Here is a 17,748-nt window from a genome sequence, read left to right on the forward strand (position 1 = left end):
TGCTGCTGTTCTTTACTGACGGCCACGCTGGTCTTTCTGCTGCCTACTGTCGTTCCTTCACTGACGGATTGCGCTGGTCTTTCTGCTGCCTGCTGTCGTTTCCTCACTGACGGGTTGCGCTAGCCTTTCTGCTCTCTTCCGCCGTTCCCTTACTGACGGATCGCGCTGGTCTTTCTGCTCTCTTCCGCCGTTCCCTTACTGACGGATCGCACTGGCTTTTCTGCTCTCTGCCGCCGTTTCCTCACTGACGGGTCACGCTAGCCTTTCTGCTCTCTTCCGCCGTTCCCTTACTGACGGATCGCGCTGGTCTTTCTGCTGCCTGCTGTCGTTTCCTCACTGACGGGTTGCGCTGACTCTGCCAGGCGTATGACTGCCAGCGCTGCGCTCCCCTGCCCTCACTTTTAGCTCCGCTCTTCCCGGTGGTTGCAATCTCAACAGAGCCGGCGCATAATATTGTTATATTATAACATTACAAAAGAGGCATTATTATGAAAACCGCTATTCATCCTGAGTATCGCCACGTGGTGTTTCACGACACTTCGGCTGACGTCTGGTTCAAAATCGGTTCGACTATCCGCACCGACCGTACCGTGGAATTCGAAGGCGAAACCCTGCCTTACGTGACGCTTGATGTCTCGTCAGCCTCGCACGTGTTTTATACCGGTAAACAGAAAGATTTCGCCAAAGAGGGCAGCACCGCACGCTTTAACCAGCGTTTTGGTCGCTTCCTGGGTCATAAGTAAGGGAGAGGACGATGCAGGTATTAAGCTCGCTGCGTTCAGCAAAAAAGCGCCACCGGGATTGCAAAGTGGTGCGTCGCAAAGGCCGTATTTACGTGATTTGCAAAACCAATCCGCGCTTCAAAGCGGTACAGGGAAGAAAGAAAAAACGCTAGTTTGTGTCGTGATGACTGGCCGGGCATGCCCGGCCTTTTTTATGTTTATTGCATGCTTTTCAGCATCGCGTTGACGTTATGTCTGAATGCCGCTTCATAGGTGGGCGCCGGACCCGCCGCCGGCGACAGCGCTTCAGGGTAAAGCTCCCCGCCGGGCTGTGCGCCGGTCGCGCTGGCAATCTGCTTCACCAGCCGCGGATCGGTCTGATTCTCAATGAAGTAACGCTGGATATGCTGCTGCTTCAGTTGGGTGATCAGGCTTCCCACCTCACTGGCGCTGGCCTCCGCTTCGGTGGAGAAACCGACCGGTGCGAGGAATGTAATGCCATATCGCTGGCCAAAATAGCCAAACGCATCGTGACTGGTCAGCACCTTGCGTCGTTCGGCGGGCACCCGGTCGAAAGCCGTTTTTGCCCAGCGGTCCAGCGCCTGCAACTGCTGAATATAGTTTTCACCGCGCTGACGGATCTGTGCAGCATCATCTGGGTCCGCCTTTACCAGCGCATTCATTACGTTAGTGGCGTAAATTACGCCGTTCTGCATACTGTTCCAGGCATGCGGGTCAGTGATGGTTTTGCCCTCCTCTTCCATGCTACGGGTGGTAATCCCGGTTGACGCCACCACCGGCTGGCCGCGATAACCCGACGCGCTGACCAGCCGATCCATCCACCCTTCCAGGCCTAAACCGCTGACAAACACCAGATCGGCTTTTGCCAGCGCCTGGCTGTCCTGCGGCGTCGGTTCAAAGGTATGCGGATCGCCATCCGGCCCGACCAGGCTTTTAACCCGCACATGGTCACCGCCGACCTGTTTAACGATGTCCGCCAGTACGGTAAAACTGGCGACCACATCCACCGTTTTTGCCATCGCTAATGGCGCGACAAATAGCGCAGCCAGCGCCAGACTAACCGGTAATTTCTTCATCAATACCCCTTTAAGTTTAATGGCGGCGCAAAATACCACCGCACGGTCCTGTCAGAATCGAAACAAAAAACAGCATCGCGGCACTCAGCACCACGGCGGGTCCGGCCGGCAGTGAAAAGTGCCAGGAGAATATCAGGCCAGCCAGAGCTGAGATCACGGCCATCAGGATGGCAATCGCCAGCATGGCGGCGAGATGGCGACTCCAGAAGCGTGCGCTGGCGGCGGGCAGCATCATTAAGCCGACCGACATCAGGGTGCCGAGCACCTGGAAACCCGCCACCAGATTGAGCACCACCAGCATCAGAAACAGGCCATGTACCAGCGGCGCATTCCACCTGCCCTGCGCCCGCAGGAAGTCACTGTCAAAAGCATCAATCACCAGCGGCCGGTAGAGTATCGCCAGCAGGGTCAGGGTGAAGGCGGCGATGCCTCCAACCAGCAGCAGCGCGCCGTTATCAACCGCCAGCAGCGATCCGAACAGTACGTGCAGCAGATCCACGCTTGAACCGCGCAGTGAGATCAGCGTGACGCCAAGCGCCAGCGAACCAAGATAAAAACCGGCGAAGCTGGCATCCTCTTTCAGCGGCGTATAACGACTGACCGCGCCGGAGAGCAGCGCCACCGCCAGCCCGGCAATTAATCCGCCCATGCCCATCGCCACCAGCGACAGCCCAGAGATCAGGTAACCGATGGCGGCCCCGGGTAACACGGCATGCGATAGCGCATCACCAATCAGACTCATGCGACGTAGCGAGAGAAACACACCCAGCGGGGTGGCGCTGATTGCCAGCGCGATACAGGCCACCAGCGCACGCCGCATGAAACCAAATTCAAGAAAAGGCTGAATCAGCGTCACGGCGCGACCTCCTGTAACGGGAAAGGGCTGACGGGACGATGCGTGAAGGTGCCGTCATCCAGTGACAGCAGGTCGCTGAAGTAGCGCGCGACCAGCGGGCGATCGTGCAGTACCACCAGCAAGGTGGCCCCCGCCTGCTGCTGCCGCTCAAGTATCGACATCAGTAAGCTGACGGTCTGGCTGTCAATGCCGTTAAAGGGTTCGTCCAGCAACCACAACCGGCTGCGCTGCAACATCAGTCGGGCAAACAACACCCGCTGTAGCTGGCCGCCAGATAAGGTGACCGGTTGCGCATCGGCATAATCACGCATCTGCACCGCGTCCAGCGCCTGCCAGATCTCCTGACGCAGCGCCCGGTTGATGCCGCCAAACCAGCCGCAGCGCGGCCAGCAGCCGATCGATACCAGTTCATACACCGTCAGAGGAAAACGGGTTTCCAGTTCGCTGCGCTGGGGCAGCCAGCCGGTATCACGGCGGCTCACCTGCAAGCGGCACTCGCCTTTCACCGGCGGTAATAAGCCAGCGATGGTTTTCAGCAGCGTTGATTTGCCGCTGCCGTTTGCGCCCACCAGAGCGGTCATACTGCCGGGCGCAAGCCGGCCGGTTATTGCGGGCGTCACCTCCTTGCCCTGGTAACCCACCTGTAGCGCGTTAAACGCAATCATTCGCTGACACCCCACCACATTGCTGCCGCCAGTAACGCAATGAGGATCATCGCCACCGTCAGCCGTCCTGCCAGAGACATCAAAAGCCCACTCTGCTGCATCGCCATACCTATAATGTTATAACATAACACTTATTCTATCGAATGCTGCTGCGGTGAACAGAGGGCAATGTGTATCAAAAAATAACGGTCATCCGGGCAACGGATGAGGCAAATCCCGCCAGCAAGGCAAATTTTGCGGCGTCAGGGGTCGGCAAATGACAGAAATAGACAATTTCATTCGCGGCTGGCTTGCAAAGCGGTTGCAGAAAACCAATGATAGGTTTATCAACTGTTATTAGTGGATCAGTTATGCTGTCACGTATTGAATGTGATATTGCGCAGGACGAAACCGACTGCGAAAAAATAGCAGCGATTATTCAGTGGAATATTCTCAAAATATCACCCGCGCTGGTAGGCGATTTACAGTGGTATTCTCAAAATGCCCGGTTAGTTCCAGGCAGTCTGAAAATTATTTCTGTTGAAAAGCAGGGTCCGAATAGTTTTAAGTTACTTTATGATTTTGACTGGAATGTATTTAGTCCCTGCCAGGATCTAAATGAAACCGTTAGCCATTCCGACCGGGTCAGCTTTCATATTGAGCCCGGTGCGCTTGAGTTTGATGTGATCGCCAATCAGCGGCCCTCCCCCAGCGATGAATTGTAATATTTAGTAATGGAGGTGAGCAGAACTAATGGTTTTACACTATATTTGACGAATCCCGTTTAATAACTGCCTGATAAATCGCTTCCTGGCCGCTTTACCCTATATCGCCGCCCTGCGGCAACTGTGCTAGCTATGGAGGGGAAAAAGATGGACGAATACTCACCGAAACGGCATGATATTGCCCAGCTTAAATACCTGTGTGAGAGTCTGTTTGACGAGAGCATGGCAACATTAACGGATAGCCATCACGGCTGGGTTAATGATCCCACTTCTGAAAGCAATTTACAGCTCAATGATTTGATCGAGCATATCGCCTCTTTCACCATGAATTACAAAATTAAGCACGTTGAAGATGAAGCGCTGATTTCGCAAATCGATGAATATCTTGATGATACCTTTATGTTGTTCAGCAACTACGGTGTCAACACTCAGGATCTGCAACGATGGCAACGTTCAGCAAAACGCTTATTTAACCTGTTCACTGAAGAGTGCGCTTTTCTCCAGCAACCGAGCCATTCATTATAAGTACTGACGTGAGAACGGTTTATTTATGAACAAAAACCTGACTAAAACGGATTATTTGATGCGACTGCGCCGCTGTCGCTCAATCGATACCCTTGAAAGGGTCATTGAAAAAAATAAGTATGAATTACCTGAAGATGAGTTAGCGGTATTTTACTCTGCAGCCGATCATCGCCTGGCTGAACTGACGATGAACAAGCTCTACGATAAAGTCCCAGGTTCGGTGTGGAAATTTGTGCGTTAATTCGCGCAGCCCTTTCGTTCGACTGTCTCATCCTTAGCTTTATCATCTCGCCTGCCGGCAATGGATCGGCCTCAGGCGAGTTTCGCCTGTCTGCAATCTGAGTGGGGATTTTTTACGCGGGGGAAATGGGTGGGGGCCCTGCCAGCTACATCCCGGCACACGCGTCACCTGCTGCGGCTGCTTCCTTCCGGACCTGACCGAGTTCACAAGCTAGCATTGCGGGAGAACCAACAGGGCCCCCATTGACAAGCCCTCATTACGAGAGCGCAGGCATTATCGGGGAAGGCCCTGGCAATTGCAAGCGCAGTCGGGACGACCGTTGGTTTCTTGAACAACCGGTGGTTTGCCGCATCCGGCTGGCGCCGCGCGTGCTAAAGTTGAAGCCTTTTTTCCTGACGGGATAAGCAGATGGATCAACCTGACAGTTTTCGGCAACGCATCTGGCAGATTGTTGCTGCCATTCCAGCGGGTCGCGTAGCCACCTATGGCGACGTCGCTCAGCTGGCCGGTTCTCCCCGCGCCGCACGTCAGGTTGGCGGCGTGCTGAGTCGGTTACCGCAAGGCAGCACCCTGCCCTGGCATCGGGTGGTTAACCGTCATGGGGCGATCTCTTTGCAGGGGGACGGACTGTTTCGTCAGCGTGATGCGCTGGAGGCAGAAGGCGTAGAGGTGAGTGATGACGGTCATATCGATCTTGAGGCTTACCGCTGGCGCTACTAAACGCAGCGAAACGGGGCGACAGCGTCGCCCCACAAGGTATTACAGGCTGGTAGGCGCAGGAACCGCAGCCGACGGCGTCACCTGAGTCGGTGAGGTCGATGGGACGCTGGTGGCTGCACCCGGCTGGGTTGGCATCGCCATAGACGGTACCGGTACCAGCAGCAGTTCAGCTTTGGTGCCGCCCTGGTTGATCACCGGCTTCACGCCTTCAGTAATAAAGGCCAGTTTGCCATCAATCGAGATGGCGGCGCTCAGCAGAATACGCGCATTCGGCTGAATGTCGGCTGGGTTAAACGGCAGCACGAACTGGAACGGCGCCTGTTTGCCTTCAGTACGCACTACGCGCTGTGACAGCACCTTCGACGGCGCATCCGCCACGGAAGCGTCAGACAGCGTAACGGTTAATACCGCATCCGGCGGCAGCGCAATACGCTGACGAATATAGACCGAACCGCTGACGTTAGGCTGCGCAATCGCCGCCTGCTGTCCTGCCACTGCCGCTCCTAACGTCGGCGTTGGCACCGGTTTACCTTTGTCGGCGCATCCTGCAACAGCAACCGCCATAACTACCCCACTGAACACATGCCAGAGTTTCATTGATGTCGTCTCCTTTTGATCAAAATGATTTCGGCAGCGAATCCTGCGTACAGCGCTTCACTCGCCGTATGTGCTTAATACTGGCACAAAATCGGGATTTTGCCTGGCCGCAGCAAAGAGGAAAGTCTGATTGACGTAAACTGGTCGGATCTTTCACACTGAGCCGGTCACTATATTGAGGAATGCGCCATGAGCCAGGCACTGCAAAATCTGCTGAATTTATTAAATCTGGAAAAACTGGAAGAAGGGTTATACCGCGGCCAGAGTGAAGATCTTGGGCTGCGCCAGGTGTTTGGCGGTCAGGTGGTGGGACAGGCGCTCTATGCGGCCAAGCAGACGGTGCCGGAAGATCGCATTATCCACTCGTTTCACAGTTACTTCCTGCGCCCCGGCGACAGTCAGAAAGCGATTATTTATGATGTCGAAACCCTGCGTGACGGCAAAAGCTTCAGCGCTCGCCGGGTCAGCGCCATTCAGAACGGTCAGCCAATTTTTTATATGACCGCCTCGTTCCAGGCACCGGAGAGCGGCTTTGAACACCAGAATGCCATGCCGGAGGTTGCCGGCCCTGACAACCTGCTGTCTGAGCAGGTGATGGCGCAGAAAATGGCGCATCTGCTGCCGGAAAAACTGCGTGAGAAGTTTATCGCTGAACGGCCGCTGGAGATTCGCCCGGTGCAGCTCCACAATCCGCTCAAGGGTCACGTCGATAAACCTGAGCGTCAGGTATGGATCCGCGCCAACGGCACGCTGCCGGACGATCTGCGCATCCATCAATATCTGCTGGGCTATGCTTCCGATCTTAACTTCCTGCCGGTGGCGCTGCAGCCGCACGGTAAAGGCTTTCTCGAGGCGGATATGCAGGTCGCCACCATCGATCACTCGATGTGGTTCCACCGCCCGTTCGACTTCAGCGAATGGCTGCTGTATAGCGTGGTCAGCACCTCCGCTTCTGGCGCGCGCGGTTTTGTCCGTGGCGAGTTCTATAATCAGCAAGGCGTGCTGGTGGCGTCGACGGTGCAGGAAGGGGTGATGCGGCAGCGCAGCGAATAAAAAAAGGGGCGATTTCTCGCCCCTGATTTCAAACTGTCGAGGAAAACTTACTGGTTATAAGCATTCTCGCCGTGGCTGTTGACGTCCAGACCTTCACGCTCATGCTCTTCCGGCACGCGCAGTCCGACAATCATGTCCGCCAGCTTGAAGCCGATGAAGGCTACTACGCCAGACCAGACGATGGTCAGGCCGACGCTGAACAGCTGCACCCACACCTGATGGCCCATGGTCACGCCCTCAGCGTAGCCCACACCGCCCAGTGAAGAAGAAGCGAAGACGCCGGTCAGGATACAGCCCACGATGCCGCAGACGCCGTGCACGCCGAACACATCGCAGGGATCGTCCACCCGCAGCCATTTCTTCAGGGTGGTGACGCCCCACAGTCCGGCCAGTCCACCAACCAGACCAATAATCAACGCCCCGCCGACACCCACGTAACCACAGGCTGGAGTAATAGCCACCAGCCCGGCAATGAAGCCAGAACAGGCGCCCAGCAGTGAAGGTTTACCGCGTACGGCCCACTCACCAAAGGTCCATGACAGCACCGCGCCCGCAGTGGCGACAACGGTATTCAGGAAGGCCAGCGCCGCAATTTCGTTAGCCGCCGAGGCAGAACCGGCGTTGAAGCCGAACCAGCCCACATAGAGGATGGCGGTACCGGTGAAGACCATTGGCAGGTTATGCGGTTTGAACGCTTCTTTGCCGAAGCCAGCACGTTTGCCAACCAGATAAGCACCAACCAGTCCGGCAACTGCGGCATTGATGTGCACCACGGTGCCGCCAGCGAAGTCCAGCGCGCCATCCTGAGCCAGGAAGCCGCCCGCCCACACCATATGTGCGATAGGCAGATAGGCCAGGGTCAGCCAGACACCAACAAAAATCAGCACGGCAGAGAAGCGGATACGTTCAGCAATGGCACCGACAATCAGGCCGACGGTGATACAGGCAAACGATGCCTGGAAGGCAACGTGGATATACTGGTAGAAGCTGCCCATTACTGCGGTCAGCTGGATGTTTTTCAGCATCGCCCAGCCGAAGCCACCAAAGAAGGCGTTACCTTCGCTAAAGGCCAGTGAATAGCCGTAAACCATCCACAATACGCAGACCAGAGAAAAGGTGACCGCAACCTGCGTCAGCATGGAGAGGACGTTCTTGCCGCGAATCAATCCGCCGTAAAACAGCGCAATACCTGGAATCGACATAAACAGCACCAGCGCGGTGCAAATCATCATAAATGCGTTATCAGCCTTGTCCGCAACGGCAGGTGCAGCCATCGCGAGCGATGGTAACAGTGCCAGGCTGGTGAGGCCCAACTTAGCGAAAACTTTATTCATTTTTTTCCATCCCATCACAGTACTGAGTCTTAATTACAGAGCGGCTTCGTCGGTCTCGCCGGTACGAATACGAATGACGCGCTGCAGTTCAGCCACGAAAATTTTACCGTCGCCAATTTTGCCGGTGTAAGCCGCTTTACTGATGACATCCACCACTTCGTCTAACTGATCGTCAGCGATGGCGATGTCAATTTTGACTTTAGGCAGGAAGTTCACGCTGTATTCTGCGCCACGGTACAGCTCCGCGTGGCCTTTCTGACGACCAAAACCTTTTACTTCGGAGACGGTCAGCCCCTGAATGCCGATAGAGGATAACGCTTCACGCACATCCTCCAGCTTGAATGGCTTAATTACGACGGTAACCAGCTTCATTGGATCCCCTCCAGCGATTAAATGAGTGAGTCTCACGGACACGCAGGGATCTAAGCAAAGCCTGTGCCATAAATAAAAAAACCGTGGAATCAATCACCGAGGCGAGACGGGGCAAGGCGTGTTTTGTCGGGGGTCAGTCAGCAGCCCAGAGAATGGCGCACTGCCAGAAAAGCGAATGCACTACTTTGGTGCGCCAGGCATCAAAGGCGTGCATTTATACAGATTATTCTGATAAAACCGCGCAAAAAAGGTGCAACTTACCCTGCGGTTGTTAAGGGGATGCCCGTCGCCAGATCATCACCTACCTGCTGCAGCTGATACATCTGCCAGTAACGGCCTTGCAGCGCCAGTAATTGCGCGTGATTCCCCTGCTCGACCACCCTGCCACGATGCAGCACCAGGATGTTATCCGCTTCGGTAATTGTTGAGAGCCGGTGGGCGATCACCACCAGCGTACTGTGCTGGCGAAGGGTTCGCAGCGTTTGCTGAATCGCCTGCTCGGTGCCCGAGTCGATATTGGCTGTCGCCTCGTCGAGGATCATCACCTGCGGCAGATCGACCAGGACTCGCGCCAGCGCCAGCAGCTGCTTTTGACCCACAGACAGATTGTTGCCCTGCTCGCCCAGCCGGGTGTGAATGCCGTCAGGCAATGCACGCGCCAGAGGGGCCAGCTGCACCTGCTCCAGCACCGTCCAGACCGCCTCTTCGCTGATCTCGCGACCAAGCCGGACGTTAGCCAGCAGCGTATCCGCCAGCACCACCGGATCCTGCTGAACCATCGCGATACCCCGCCGCAGTACTGCATGGCTGAGTTCGCCAATCGGACGATCGTCAATGCGTATCTCACCGCGGGTAATCGGGTAGTAACCCATTAACAGATTTGCCAGGGTACTTTTGCCGCTGCCGGTATGCCCGACCAGCGCCACAAAGCTGCGTGACGGCACCTCAAGATTGATTTCGCTGAGCACGTCACGATCTTCGCGATAGGCAAAGCTGAGGTTTCTCAGGGTCAGACGACCGGTGGCCAGCGGCCGCGCGTCGGGCCCATACTGCTGCTGCGCCGCATCCATCAGCTCGAAGATCCGCTCGCCCGAGACCACCGCCTGCTGCAACATCGATTGCTGGGTGGTGAGCTCAATCAGCGGCTCATTCAGCCGTCCCAGATAGGTAATAAAGGCATACAGTACGCCGACTTCAAACACGCCGGGCACGGAGAAACTGAACAGCATCAGCAATCCGCACAGCACCATGGCTGAAAACAGGCTTAACAACGGGCGCAGCAGGAAACCGTCAAGCCGCAGCGTTTCCATCCGCGCCAGATAGTGCGAACGACTCGCCTCGCCCATCCGCTCGCCAAAACGCGCCTGCTGACGAAACTGCTGGATCACGCTCATGCCGCTGATCACTTCGTTGAAGCCGTTATTAATGTCGGCCAGATAGCTGCGGACCCGGCGGGCAATCGGCGTGCTGTAACGCTGGTAAATCAGCATCACGACCAGCACCAGCGGGAAAATCATCATCGCTACCAGCGCCATACGCCAGTCGAGGCTGAACATCGCCACCATCATGGCGCCTACCAGTGCCGCGCTGCGCAGTACCGTCGCCACCACCGTGACATAGAGATCACGGATTACTTCGGTGTCATTGGTGACGCGCGAAATAATCTGTCCGACCGGCTGGGTGTCGAAGGCGCTGAGCGGCTGGCACAGCGCGGCATTCATCACGTCACTGCGCAAGCGCTGCACCACCCCAATGGCGGCGCGGTTAAACAGCAGTGCCTGCCAGTAATGCAGGGCGGCCGCCAGCAGTTGCAGCAGGATAAAACTCACTACCAGCCCGGTAACCAGCCCCCACGGCATCTGATGTTTCGCCACCAGATTGTCGATGAAGTAACTGACCAGCACCGGCCCGGTCACTTCGGCGGCGGCGGCAATCCATAACATGCCCACCGCCAGCGACAGGGATTTCCGCCACGGCTTGCCGTAACTTAACAGGCGCTTCAGGGTGGGCCACAAGCGGGCAGACTTAGCCATGCGGCACTCCTTTCTCATTCTCATCGTCATCCAGCGCGGCTTCCAGCTGCTGATAACGGTACATGTCGCGATACCAGCCCGGGCGATCCGCCAGCGCTTCATGATCGCCACGCTGCGCGATGGTGCCGTGCTGCAGCACCAGAATTTCACTGGCTTCAGTCAGCGCCGATAAACGGTGGGCGCTGATGATCAGGGTCCGGCCTCGTCCCCACTGGCGCAGATTGTGCAGTATTTCATGCTCGGTACGGCCATCTACCGCCGACAGCGCATCATCAAGCACCAGGATTTCCGCGTTCAGCAGCAGCGCGCGCGCAATCGAGATACGCTGCTTCTGCCCGCCCGACAGCATCACACCACGCTCCCCGACTTCGGTTTCATAGCCCTGCGGCAGCCGCAGAATATCCTCGTGAACGCAGGCCAGCGTGGCGGCCCGCTCAATTTCCTGCTGGGTCGCACCCGGTTTTCCTAGCGCGATGTTGTTGGCGACGCTGTCAGAAAACAGAAACGGGGTCTGACTGACCACCGCCAGCCGGCTGCGCCAGCTGTCCAGCCGCAGCTGTGGCAGCGGAATCTGGTGATAGCGGATATCGCCCTGCTGGATATCAAAATGGCGCTGGATCAGGCTGAGCAGCGTACTCTTGCCGCTGCCGGTCGGGCCGCACAGCCCCAGCATTTCGCCAGGTTTCAGTTCGAAACTGACCTGACTCAGCACCGGACCGGCACTGGCCGGATAGTGAAATTCACGGATCGCTACCTGCAGGTTGCCTGGTTCCGGTGGCAGGGTTTTATCGCCATCTTCGACCGCTGGCGCTTCCGCCAGCAGCGCGCGGATACGGCTCCAGGCGGCGCTGCCGCGCTCGACGATGTTAAACATCCACGCCAGCGCCAGCATCGGCCAGATCATCAGGCCCAGATACATCACAAAACTGGTGAGCTGACCCAGCGTCATCTGATCGTGCCAGACCAGCCAGCTGCCGCCACCGATCGCCAGCAGATTTGAAAAACCGATGGCGATATAGATGGTGGGATCAAAACGGGCATCCATCCGCGCTACCCGCAGGTTCTTTTCACCGGTATCGCGGGCGATGTCAGAGAACTGCTGCGACTGATGCTGTTCCAGACCAAAAGACTTGATCATCCGGATGCTGGTCAGGCTCTCCTGCGTCTGATCGTTGAGGCTGGAGAAGGCGGCCTGCGCCACCTTAAAGCGATGGTGCAGCTGATTACCGTAGCGATGAATGACGATTGCCATGATCGGCATCGGCACCAGCGAAAGCAGCGTCAGCTGCCAGCTGATTTGGGTGCTCATCACCAGCAGCACAACGCAGCCCATCACCAGCGAATCGACCAGCGTCAGTACCCCTTCCCCGGCGGCAAACACCACCCGATCGACATCATTAGTGGCGCGCGCAATCAGGTCACCGGTACGGTGGCGCAGGTAAAATGCGGGTTGCTGACGGCTCAGCTGGCGATAAAAATCTTCGCGCAACTCGACCGCCAGCTGGTAAGAGGCACCAAACAGCAATACCCGCCAGACGTAGCGCAGCAGATAAACTACCAGCGCGGTAGCCAGCATCACGCCGATCCACAGCATGATGCGGCTCATGCTCATGCTGTTTTGCGTCACGCCATCGACGATTACCCCGACCACATGCGGCGGCAACAGTTGCAGAATGGCAATAATGATCAGTAAGGTGACCGCGCCCAGATAGCGCCGCCACTCACGCAGAAAGTACCAACTTAATTGACTGAATAATCGCACAACGCTGTTCTCAATCTCATGCCTTTATGGGGCGACAGGTAAGGCCGTGGTGTATTTAATCTCTTCCATGGCGAAGCTGGAGGTTACATCAATCAGGCCTGGGACGCCGTTGACTAACCGCTTGTAAAAAGCATCATAACTTTTCATGTCGGCCACCTGGATGCGCAGCAGATAGTCATACTCGCCGGCCATCCGGTAAAAGGCCATCACTTCCGGCATGCTGTTGACCACCGAGACAAACGCCTGATACCAGTCGCGACTGTGCTGCTGGGTTTTCACAAACATAAACGCCGTCAGTGACAATCCGATTTTTTCGCCATCCAGCAACGCCACCCGAGCGCGAATAATGCCATCATCTTCGAGCTTTTTCAGGCGCTTCCAGCAGGGCGTGGTGGTGAGGTTGACCGCCTCGGCTAATGCCTGCAGCGACAGCGTACAATCGCGTTGCAACAACGCCAGCAGTTTCAGGTCAGTTTTATCTAACATTCGCCACTCCGAGAGAATGATTTTCTCCATTAGCGCTATTTTAGCGTCAATATTGCAATCTCTTTTTCCTGCTCGTGCCTTAAAATAGCCGCAACTCTCTCTGCCGGACGCGTAAGATGCACAGCTGCTGGATTCGCCACGCTATCAACGAAATTAACGCCGATTTTCAACGATCGGCTGAAACCCACCTGATCCGTTTCGATCTGGCGGATTATCCCGGCATCTGGTTTTACCTGAAAGATGAGAGCACCCATCCAAGTGGCAGCCTCAAACACCGACTGGCGCGATCACTGTTTCTGTATGGCCTGGCGAACGGCTGGATTAAACAGGATACGCCAATAATTGAAGCCTCGTCAGGCAGCACTGCCGTTTCTGAGGCGTACTTCGCACGGCTGCTCGGCCTGCCGTTTATCGCGGTAATGCCTGCCAGCACGGCGAAACGGAAAATTGAGCAGATCACCTTTTATGGCGGGCAGTGCCATTTCGTTGACGATCCCTGCCAGCTTTATGTCGAATCTGAACGGCTGGCGCGCGAGCTGAACGGCCACTTTATGGATCAGTTTACCTATGCCGAGCGGGCAACCGACTGGCGCGGTAACAACAACATTGCCGAAAGCATTTTTCGCCAGATGCAGCATGAGCCCTATCCGGTTCCCCATACGCTGATCATGAGTGCCGGTACCGGCGGCACTTCCGCTACGCTGGGACGTTATATCCGCTATCAGGGTTTCTCCACGAATTTACTGGTGGTCGATCCGCAGCACTCGGTATTTTTTGATTACTGGCATCAGCGCGATGCCAGCCTGACCAGCACGCGTGGCAGCCTGATTGAAGGCATTGGTCGTCCGCGGGTGGAGCCTTCGTTTATGCCAGACGTAATAGATGAAATGATCAAAGTCCCCGATGGTGCGACGCTGGCCGCCATGCTGAAGCTGGAAAAAATTCTGGGACGCAAACCGGGTGCCTCCACCGGTACCAATTTCTGGGGCATGATGCAGGTCGCAAAACGTTTACGGGCGGCTAACCAGCAGGGCGCGCTGGTGACGCTGCTGTGTGACAGCGGCGAGCGTTATCCGGATAGTTATTATCAGCCGGAGTGGGTAGCGAAACACATCGGTGATATCACGCCGTGGCAGCGCGAGCTGGAATAAAAAACCGGACATCCTGTCCGGTACACGGCAATCCTCAGCATTCGGGGGAATACGCGAGGTGGGGTGTCGCCAGCCAGTGATTTAAATAGTGAGACACCGCCTGTGTCTCGCAATGTCCTAAGACCGGCAGATGCGGTAACGCCGCCTTTAACTGCGCCATCGCATTGCCCATGATGAAACCGTGCCCCGCCTGCGCCAGCATTTCCCGATCGTTCATCGCATCGCCAAACGCCATGCACTCTGCCAGGGTCAATGAAAGACCATCGCATAACCGTGCCAGGGCGCTGCCTTTGTTGCAGTTTTTCGGCAATACTTCGAGACAATCGGCGGCAGAGAAACAGATATTGGCCTGCTCGCCCAGCGCGGCATCCAGCTGCGTTTTTAACTGGCAGAGCGACTGATGATGATCGACAAAACAGATTTTAGTGACCTGATGTGCCGGCATGGTTTTTAAATCGCGCAACTGATAGTGGAACCCGCTCATCTGATGGGCCGCCAGCAGATCCGGCTGCGGACGATCGGTAAACCAGCCCTGATCGTTGAAAATATGGATGCTGGCGCGGGTCTGCCAGTGGCTGTGGATCACCTCTTCCGCCACCTGAGGCGGCAGATCCTGGGCAAACAGCAGATTACCCTGCTGATCGTGTATCCGGGTGCCGTTACCCGTGATCAGCCACGCCGGCAGGATCATCTGTTGCCGCAGGATCTGCATCTCCAGCAGGTGACGACCGGTGGCCAGCGCCAGATGTATACCGCGCTGATGCAGGGCATGCAGGCTCGCCAGCGTTTGCTGGCCCAACTGATGATCGGGCAGTAACAGGGTGCCATCCATATCGAAGGCGGCTAAGCGCACCATAATCAATCCTCTGCTGTAAAGGTGAGCCTTACTATTGCCTGTTAATTACGGAACTAATAGTGAATACTTTGAAAAAACTGTTCCGGGTTTACTATGCGTCAGCTCAACCGTCTTAATCAGTTTCAGCGCCTGTGGCAGCAAAGCCAGGGCGCAGCCCAGCAAACCTGCGTTGCCGAGATGGCCCGCCACTGCATTTGTAGTGAGCGCCATCTGCGTACCCTGTTGTCACAATGGCAGCATGCCGGCTGGTTGCAGTGGCACGGCGAACCGGGTCGCGGCAAACAGGGACTGCTGCAGTTTCTGCGCTCGCCTGAGCAGCTACGTCAGCAGCTACTGCAAAGCCAGCTGGATGCCGGGGATACTGCCGACGCGCTGCAATTGCTGGATGTCCCGCCGGAACGGCTGATTAATATGCTGCGGCCGCTGATGGGCGGGCAATGGCAGAACGATTCACCGGTTCTGCGTATTCCGTACTATCGCCCGCTGGAAAGTACCGAGCCGCGACACATCACCGGCCGGGCCGAGCAGCATCTGGTGCGTCAACTCTATTCCGGGCTGACCCGTTTTGAGCAGGACGAGCCGGTCGGGGATCTGGCCCACCACTGGCAACACGATGAGTCCGCCTGCCGCTGGCTGTTCTGGTTACGCCCGCAGCTGGTGTGGCATAACGAGGAGCCGATTCGGGCCGCTCAGCTGGTCACGCAGTTGCAGCATCTGTTACAGGACCCGCGGGTCAGCACGCTGCTGGCTGAGGTGATCGAAGTCGATGCGCCTCATCCGCTCGCGGTGCGGTTTACCCTGCGGCGCAGCGATTTCTGGCTGCCCCATCGTCTCGCTCACCTGCTGTGCCTGCTGCCCCATCCCGACGATGCCAGTATCGGCAGTGGCCCCTGGAAGCTAATGCACTTCACCCCGGAACTGGTGAGAATTGAAAGTCATGCCCGCTGGCATCTGCGTCTGCCCTTGCTGCAGGCGGTGGAGTACTGGATTACTCCGCAGCTGTTTGATCCGATGCTCGGCAGCAGTTGCCGTCATCCGGTGCAGATTGCGATTGGCGACGCCGGCGATCTGAAAGCCCTGCAACCGGTCAGCAGCAGTATCAGCCTTGGCTTTTGCTATCTGGTCTGTCGTCCACGCGCCGGTTTTACGCCTGCCAAGGCGCGACGGCTGTTCCAGCTGATCCAGCAAAGCGGCATTATTGCGCGCTTGCCGCTTGATGAAGGATTGATTACCCCCAGCCAGGAGTTACTGCCAGGCTGGCCGGTGCCGCCGATTGATGCCGAACCACTGTCACTGCCAGCCAGCCTGACGCTGTATTATCAACTGCCGGTCGAACTGCACCAGACCGCTGAGGCCCTGCGCCAGCTATTACAACAGCACGGCTGCACGTTGCGGGTGGTATTTCATGAGGTTAAGAGCTGGCACAGCGTGCCGCAGCTTGATGAAGCAGATATCGTGATGGGGGATCGGCTGATCGGGGATGCGCCGGTGTTTACTCTTGCAGGCTGGTTACAGCTCGACAGATTATGGCGCCCTTTCATGGCCACCGCTCAGGGTGAAGCGGTACAAGCGCAACTGCTGACCCTGCAGCAACTGGCCGACAGTGAGGCTCGTGATCAGGCCCTGCATCAGCTCTATCATCAGCTAATGCGCGCCGGTATCCTGCTGCCGCTATTCAATTACCGCTATCAGATTTACGCGCCGCCCGGCGTTGAAGGCATTCAGTTAAACACCCTGGGCTGGTTCGATTTCAGTCGTGCCTGGATCCCACCGCCGATTGATCGGCCGCACAGCTGTTCAGCGGCGGAGTGAGGCATTACCATAAGCGCATAACTCACCATCGGGAAAATAGCATGAAACGCGCCGTTGTCGTTTTTAGCGGTGGACAAGATTCCACCACCTGCCTTGTTCAGGCGTTACAGCAATACGATGAAGTTCACTGTGTCACATTCGATTATGGTCAGCGTCATCGTGAAGAGATCGAGGTAGCACGCGACCTGGCCATCAGGCTGGGCGCACGCGCCCATAAAGTGCTGGATGTTACGATGCTGAACGATCTGGCTGTCAGCAGCCTGACGCGAGATAACATCCCGGTTCCGACCTACGATCCCAACGCCAGCGGCTTGCCGAGCACCTTCGTACCGGGCCGCAATATCCTGTTCCTGACCCTGGCGTCAGTTTATGCGTATCAGGTTGAAGCGGAAGCGGTGATTACCGGGGTATGTGAAACGGACTTTTCCGGCTATCCCGACTGCCGCGATGAGTTTGTCAAAGCGCTGAATCATGCGGTCAGCCTCGGTATGGCGCGCGAGGTCCGTTTTGAAACCCCGCTGATGTGGCTGAATAAAGCTGAAACCTGGGCGCTGGCGGACTACTGGCAGCAGTTACCACTGGTACGCGAGCAGACCCTGACCTGCTATAACGGCGTGAAAGGCGATGGATGCGGTGAGTGTGCCGCCTGCCATTTACGCGCCAATGGCCTGCAGGGCTACCTTAACGATCGTGCCGGTGTCATGGCCGCCATGAAGGCCAAAAGCGGCCTGGAGTAAGCCTATCGGGGCGGCAATCACACCA

20 protein-coding genes and 1 other RNA gene are annotated in these 17,748 nt (G+C 56.7%); 10 read left to right on the forward strand and 11 right to left on the reverse strand.

Features of this window, described 5'->3' with window-relative positions; genetic code table 11:
- The first annotated feature begins 488 nt into the window (after positions 1–488).
- Both ABIB18_RS16545 and ykgO read left to right on the forward strand, forming a co-directional pair.
- Positions 489–743, forward strand: a complete 255-nt coding sequence (locus ABIB18_RS16545) for a type B 50S ribosomal protein L31 (RefSeq protein ID WP_031374652.1) — start codon at positions 489–491, stop codon at positions 741–743.
- Positions 744–754: 11 nt separating this feature from the next.
- Positions 755–895 (forward strand): type B 50S ribosomal protein L36, encoded by a 141-nt coding sequence (gene ykgO, locus ABIB18_RS16550; RefSeq protein ID WP_031374653.1) that lies wholly within the window; start codon positions 755–757, stop codon positions 893–895.
- Between the two features lie 45 nt (positions 896–940).
- Here ykgO and ABIB18_RS16555 read toward each other — a convergent pair whose 3' ends face one another.
- From ABIB18_RS16555 to ABIB18_RS16565, 3 genes are read right to left on the reverse strand one after another with little or no spacing between them, the layout of a single operon-like run.
- Positions 941–1,819, reverse strand: coding sequence for a metal ABC transporter substrate-binding protein (locus tag ABIB18_RS16555; protein ID WP_089562058.1), 879 nt, complete (start codon positions 1,817–1,819; stop codon positions 941–943).
- 16 nt (positions 1,820–1,835) lie between these two features.
- Complete coding sequence (locus tag ABIB18_RS16560) at positions 1,836–2,675, reverse strand: metal ABC transporter permease (RefSeq protein ID WP_069727950.1); 840 nt, start codon at positions 2,673–2,675, stop codon at positions 1,836–1,838.
- Positions 2,672–3,340: a metal ABC transporter ATP-binding protein gene (locus ABIB18_RS16565; RefSeq protein ID WP_069727949.1), complete on the reverse strand. Its 669-nt coding sequence runs from the start codon at positions 3,338–3,340 to the stop codon at positions 2,672–2,674. Before ABIB18_RS16565 ends, ABIB18_RS16560 begins: the two co-directional genes overlap by 4 nt.
- A 350-nt stretch (positions 3,341–3,690) precedes the next feature.
- Here ABIB18_RS16565 and ABIB18_RS16570 point away from each other — a divergent pair, with 350 nt between their 5' ends.
- From ABIB18_RS16570 to hha, 3 genes are all read left to right on the forward strand, one after another.
- Positions 3,691–4,044: a hypothetical protein gene (locus tag ABIB18_RS16570; RefSeq protein WP_354474865.1), complete on the forward strand. Its 354-nt coding sequence runs from the start codon at positions 3,691–3,693 to the stop codon at positions 4,042–4,044.
- Between the two features lie 147 nt (positions 4,045–4,191).
- Entirely contained in the window at positions 4,192–4,569 is a 378-nt protein-coding gene (gene tomB / locus ABIB18_RS16575) for an Hha toxicity modulator TomB (RefSeq protein WP_031374658.1), read from the forward strand.
- Between the two features lie 25 nt (positions 4,570–4,594).
- The gene (gene hha, locus ABIB18_RS16580) at positions 4,595–4,810 is read left to right on the forward strand and encodes a hemolysin expression-modulating protein Hha (RefSeq protein WP_031374659.1); all 216 of its coding nucleotides are present in this window, start codon (positions 4,595–4,597) and stop codon (positions 4,808–4,810) included.
- Positions 4,811–4,946: 136 nt separating this feature from the next.
- Here the strand turns inward: hha and ffs are convergent.
- An RNA gene (ffs, locus tag ABIB18_RS16585) (signal recognition particle sRNA small type) lies at positions 4,947–5,043 on the reverse strand.
- Between the two features lie 175 nt (positions 5,044–5,218).
- Here ffs and ABIB18_RS16590 point away from each other — a divergent pair.
- Positions 5,219–5,530, forward strand: a complete 312-nt coding sequence (locus ABIB18_RS16590; protein ID WP_354474868.1) for an MGMT family protein — start codon at positions 5,219–5,221, stop codon at positions 5,528–5,530.
- Between the two features lie 39 nt (positions 5,531–5,569).
- On the opposite strand, the gene ABIB18_RS16595 is transcribed toward ABIB18_RS16590, so the two are convergent.
- Positions 5,570–6,127 (reverse strand): YbaY family lipoprotein, encoded by a 558-nt coding sequence (locus ABIB18_RS16595; RefSeq protein WP_069727947.1) that lies wholly within the window; start codon positions 6,125–6,127, stop codon positions 5,570–5,572.
- Between the two features lie 189 nt (positions 6,128–6,316).
- Between ABIB18_RS16595 and tesB the strand changes: the two genes are divergently transcribed.
- Positions 6,317–7,180 (forward strand): acyl-CoA thioesterase II, encoded by an 864-nt coding sequence (tesB, locus tag ABIB18_RS16600; RefSeq protein ID WP_031374662.1) that lies wholly within the window; start codon positions 6,317–6,319, stop codon positions 7,178–7,180.
- A 47-nt stretch (positions 7,181–7,227) separates the two neighbouring features.
- Here tesB and amtB read toward each other — a convergent pair whose 3' ends face one another.
- The 5 genes from amtB to ABIB18_RS16625 form a co-directional block, all read right to left on the reverse strand.
- Positions 7,228–8,514 (reverse strand): ammonium transporter AmtB, encoded by a 1,287-nt coding sequence (gene amtB, locus ABIB18_RS16605; RefSeq protein WP_069727946.1) that lies wholly within the window; start codon positions 8,512–8,514, stop codon positions 7,228–7,230.
- 33 nt (positions 8,515–8,547) lie between these two features.
- The gene (gene glnK, locus ABIB18_RS16610; RefSeq protein WP_003850469.1) at positions 8,548–8,886 is read right to left on the reverse strand and encodes a P-II family nitrogen regulator; all 339 of its coding nucleotides are present in this window, start codon (positions 8,884–8,886) and stop codon (positions 8,548–8,550) included.
- 257 nt (positions 8,887–9,143) lie between these two features.
- Positions 9,144–10,919, reverse strand: a complete 1,776-nt coding sequence (locus ABIB18_RS16615; RefSeq protein WP_031374664.1) for a SmdB family multidrug efflux ABC transporter permease/ATP-binding protein — start codon at positions 10,917–10,919, stop codon at positions 9,144–9,146.
- Complete coding sequence (locus ABIB18_RS16620) at positions 10,912–12,681, reverse strand: SmdA family multidrug ABC transporter permease/ATP-binding protein (protein ID WP_354474871.1); 1,770 nt, start codon at positions 12,679–12,681, stop codon at positions 10,912–10,914. Before ABIB18_RS16620 ends, ABIB18_RS16615 begins: the two co-directional genes overlap by 8 nt.
- 24 nt (positions 12,682–12,705) lie before the next feature.
- Positions 12,706–13,167: an Lrp/AsnC family transcriptional regulator gene (locus ABIB18_RS16625; protein ID WP_031374666.1), complete on the reverse strand. Its 462-nt coding sequence runs from the start codon at positions 13,165–13,167 to the stop codon at positions 12,706–12,708.
- 116 nt (positions 13,168–13,283) lie between these two features.
- Here ABIB18_RS16625 and ABIB18_RS16630 point away from each other — a divergent pair, with 116 nt between their 5' ends.
- Positions 13,284–14,318 carry a PLP-dependent cysteine synthase family protein gene (locus tag ABIB18_RS16630; protein WP_354474874.1) on the forward strand — a complete coding sequence of 345 codons (1,035 nt, stop codon included), beginning with the start codon at positions 13,284–13,286 and terminating at the stop codon, positions 14,316–14,318.
- Positions 14,319–14,352: 34 nt separating this feature from the next.
- Here ABIB18_RS16630 and cof read toward each other — a convergent pair whose 3' ends face one another.
- Positions 14,353–15,174 carry an HMP-PP phosphatase gene (gene cof / locus ABIB18_RS16635; protein ID WP_089562054.1) on the reverse strand — a complete coding sequence of 274 codons (822 nt, stop codon included), beginning with the start codon at positions 15,172–15,174 and terminating at the stop codon, positions 14,353–14,355.
- A gap of 93 nt (positions 15,175–15,267) precedes the next feature.
- Between cof and ABIB18_RS16640 the strand changes: the two genes are divergently transcribed.
- Together ABIB18_RS16640 and queC are read left to right on the forward strand one after the other, a co-directional pair.
- On the forward strand, positions 15,268–16,986 hold the full coding sequence (locus ABIB18_RS16640) for an SgrR family transcriptional regulator (protein ID WP_354474876.1): 1,719 nt from the start codon (positions 15,268–15,270) through the stop codon (positions 16,984–16,986).
- Between the two features lie 41 nt (positions 16,987–17,027).
- Positions 17,028–17,723, forward strand: coding sequence for a 7-cyano-7-deazaguanine synthase QueC (gene queC / locus ABIB18_RS16645; protein ID WP_031374669.1), 696 nt, complete (start codon positions 17,028–17,030; stop codon positions 17,721–17,723).
- The last annotated feature ends 25 nt before the right edge of the window (positions 17,724–17,748 follow it).

This window comes from Pantoea sp. UYEF8 (genome assembly GCF_040546285.1).
Lineage (GTDB): Bacteria > Pseudomonadota > Gammaproteobacteria > Enterobacterales > Enterobacteriaceae > Pantoea > Pantoea brenneri.

Coding starts and splice junctions, on each gene's coding strand:
- ABIB18_RS16590 (WP_354474868.1), top strand. CDS start 5,219: ATGGATCAACCTGACAGTTTTCGGCAACGCATCTGGCAGATTGTTGCT.
- amtB (WP_069727946.1), bottom strand. CDS start 8,514: ATGAATAAAGTTTTCGCTAAGTTGGGCCTCACCAGCCTGGCACTGTTA.
- ABIB18_RS16595 (WP_069727947.1), bottom strand. CDS start 6,127: ATGAAACTCTGGCATGTGTTCAGTGGGGTAGTTATGGCGGTTGCTGTT.
- ABIB18_RS16565 (WP_069727949.1), bottom strand. CDS start 3,340: ATGATTGCGTTTAACGCGCTACAGGTGGGTTACCAGGGCAAGGAGGTG.
- ABIB18_RS16630 (WP_354474874.1), top strand. CDS start 13,284: ATGCACAGCTGCTGGATTCGCCACGCTATCAACGAAATTAACGCCGAT.
- glnK (WP_003850469.1), bottom strand. CDS start 8,886: ATGAAGCTGGTTACCGTCGTAATTAAGCCATTCAAGCTGGAGGATGTG.
- tesB (WP_031374662.1), top strand. CDS start 6,317: ATGAGCCAGGCACTGCAAAATCTGCTGAATTTATTAAATCTGGAAAAA.
- ABIB18_RS16555 (WP_089562058.1), bottom strand. CDS start 1,819: ATGAAGAAATTACCGGTTAGTCTGGCGCTGGCTGCGCTATTTGTCGCG.
- tomB (WP_031374658.1), top strand. CDS start 4,192: ATGGACGAATACTCACCGAAACGGCATGATATTGCCCAGCTTAAATAC.
- ABIB18_RS16615 (WP_031374664.1), bottom strand. CDS start 10,919: ATGGCTAAGTCTGCCCGCTTGTGGCCCACCCTGAAGCGCCTGTTAAGT.
- ABIB18_RS16640 (WP_354474876.1), top strand. CDS start 15,268: ATGCGTCAGCTCAACCGTCTTAATCAGTTTCAGCGCCTGTGGCAGCAA.
- hha (WP_031374659.1), top strand. CDS start 4,595: ATGAACAAAAACCTGACTAAAACGGATTATTTGATGCGACTGCGCCGC.
- queC (WP_031374669.1), top strand. CDS start 17,028: ATGAAACGCGCCGTTGTCGTTTTTAGCGGTGGACAAGATTCCACCACC.
- ABIB18_RS16570 (WP_354474865.1), top strand. CDS start 3,691: ATGCTGTCACGTATTGAATGTGATATTGCGCAGGACGAAACCGACTGC.
- ABIB18_RS16545 (WP_031374652.1), top strand. CDS start 489: ATGAAAACCGCTATTCATCCTGAGTATCGCCACGTGGTGTTTCACGAC.
- cof (WP_089562054.1), bottom strand. CDS start 15,174: ATGGTGCGCTTAGCCGCCTTCGATATGGATGGCACCCTGTTACTGCCC.
- ykgO (WP_031374653.1), top strand. CDS start 755: ATGCAGGTATTAAGCTCGCTGCGTTCAGCAAAAAAGCGCCACCGGGAT.
- ABIB18_RS16625 (WP_031374666.1), bottom strand. CDS start 13,167: ATGTTAGATAAAACTGACCTGAAACTGCTGGCGTTGTTGCAACGCGAT.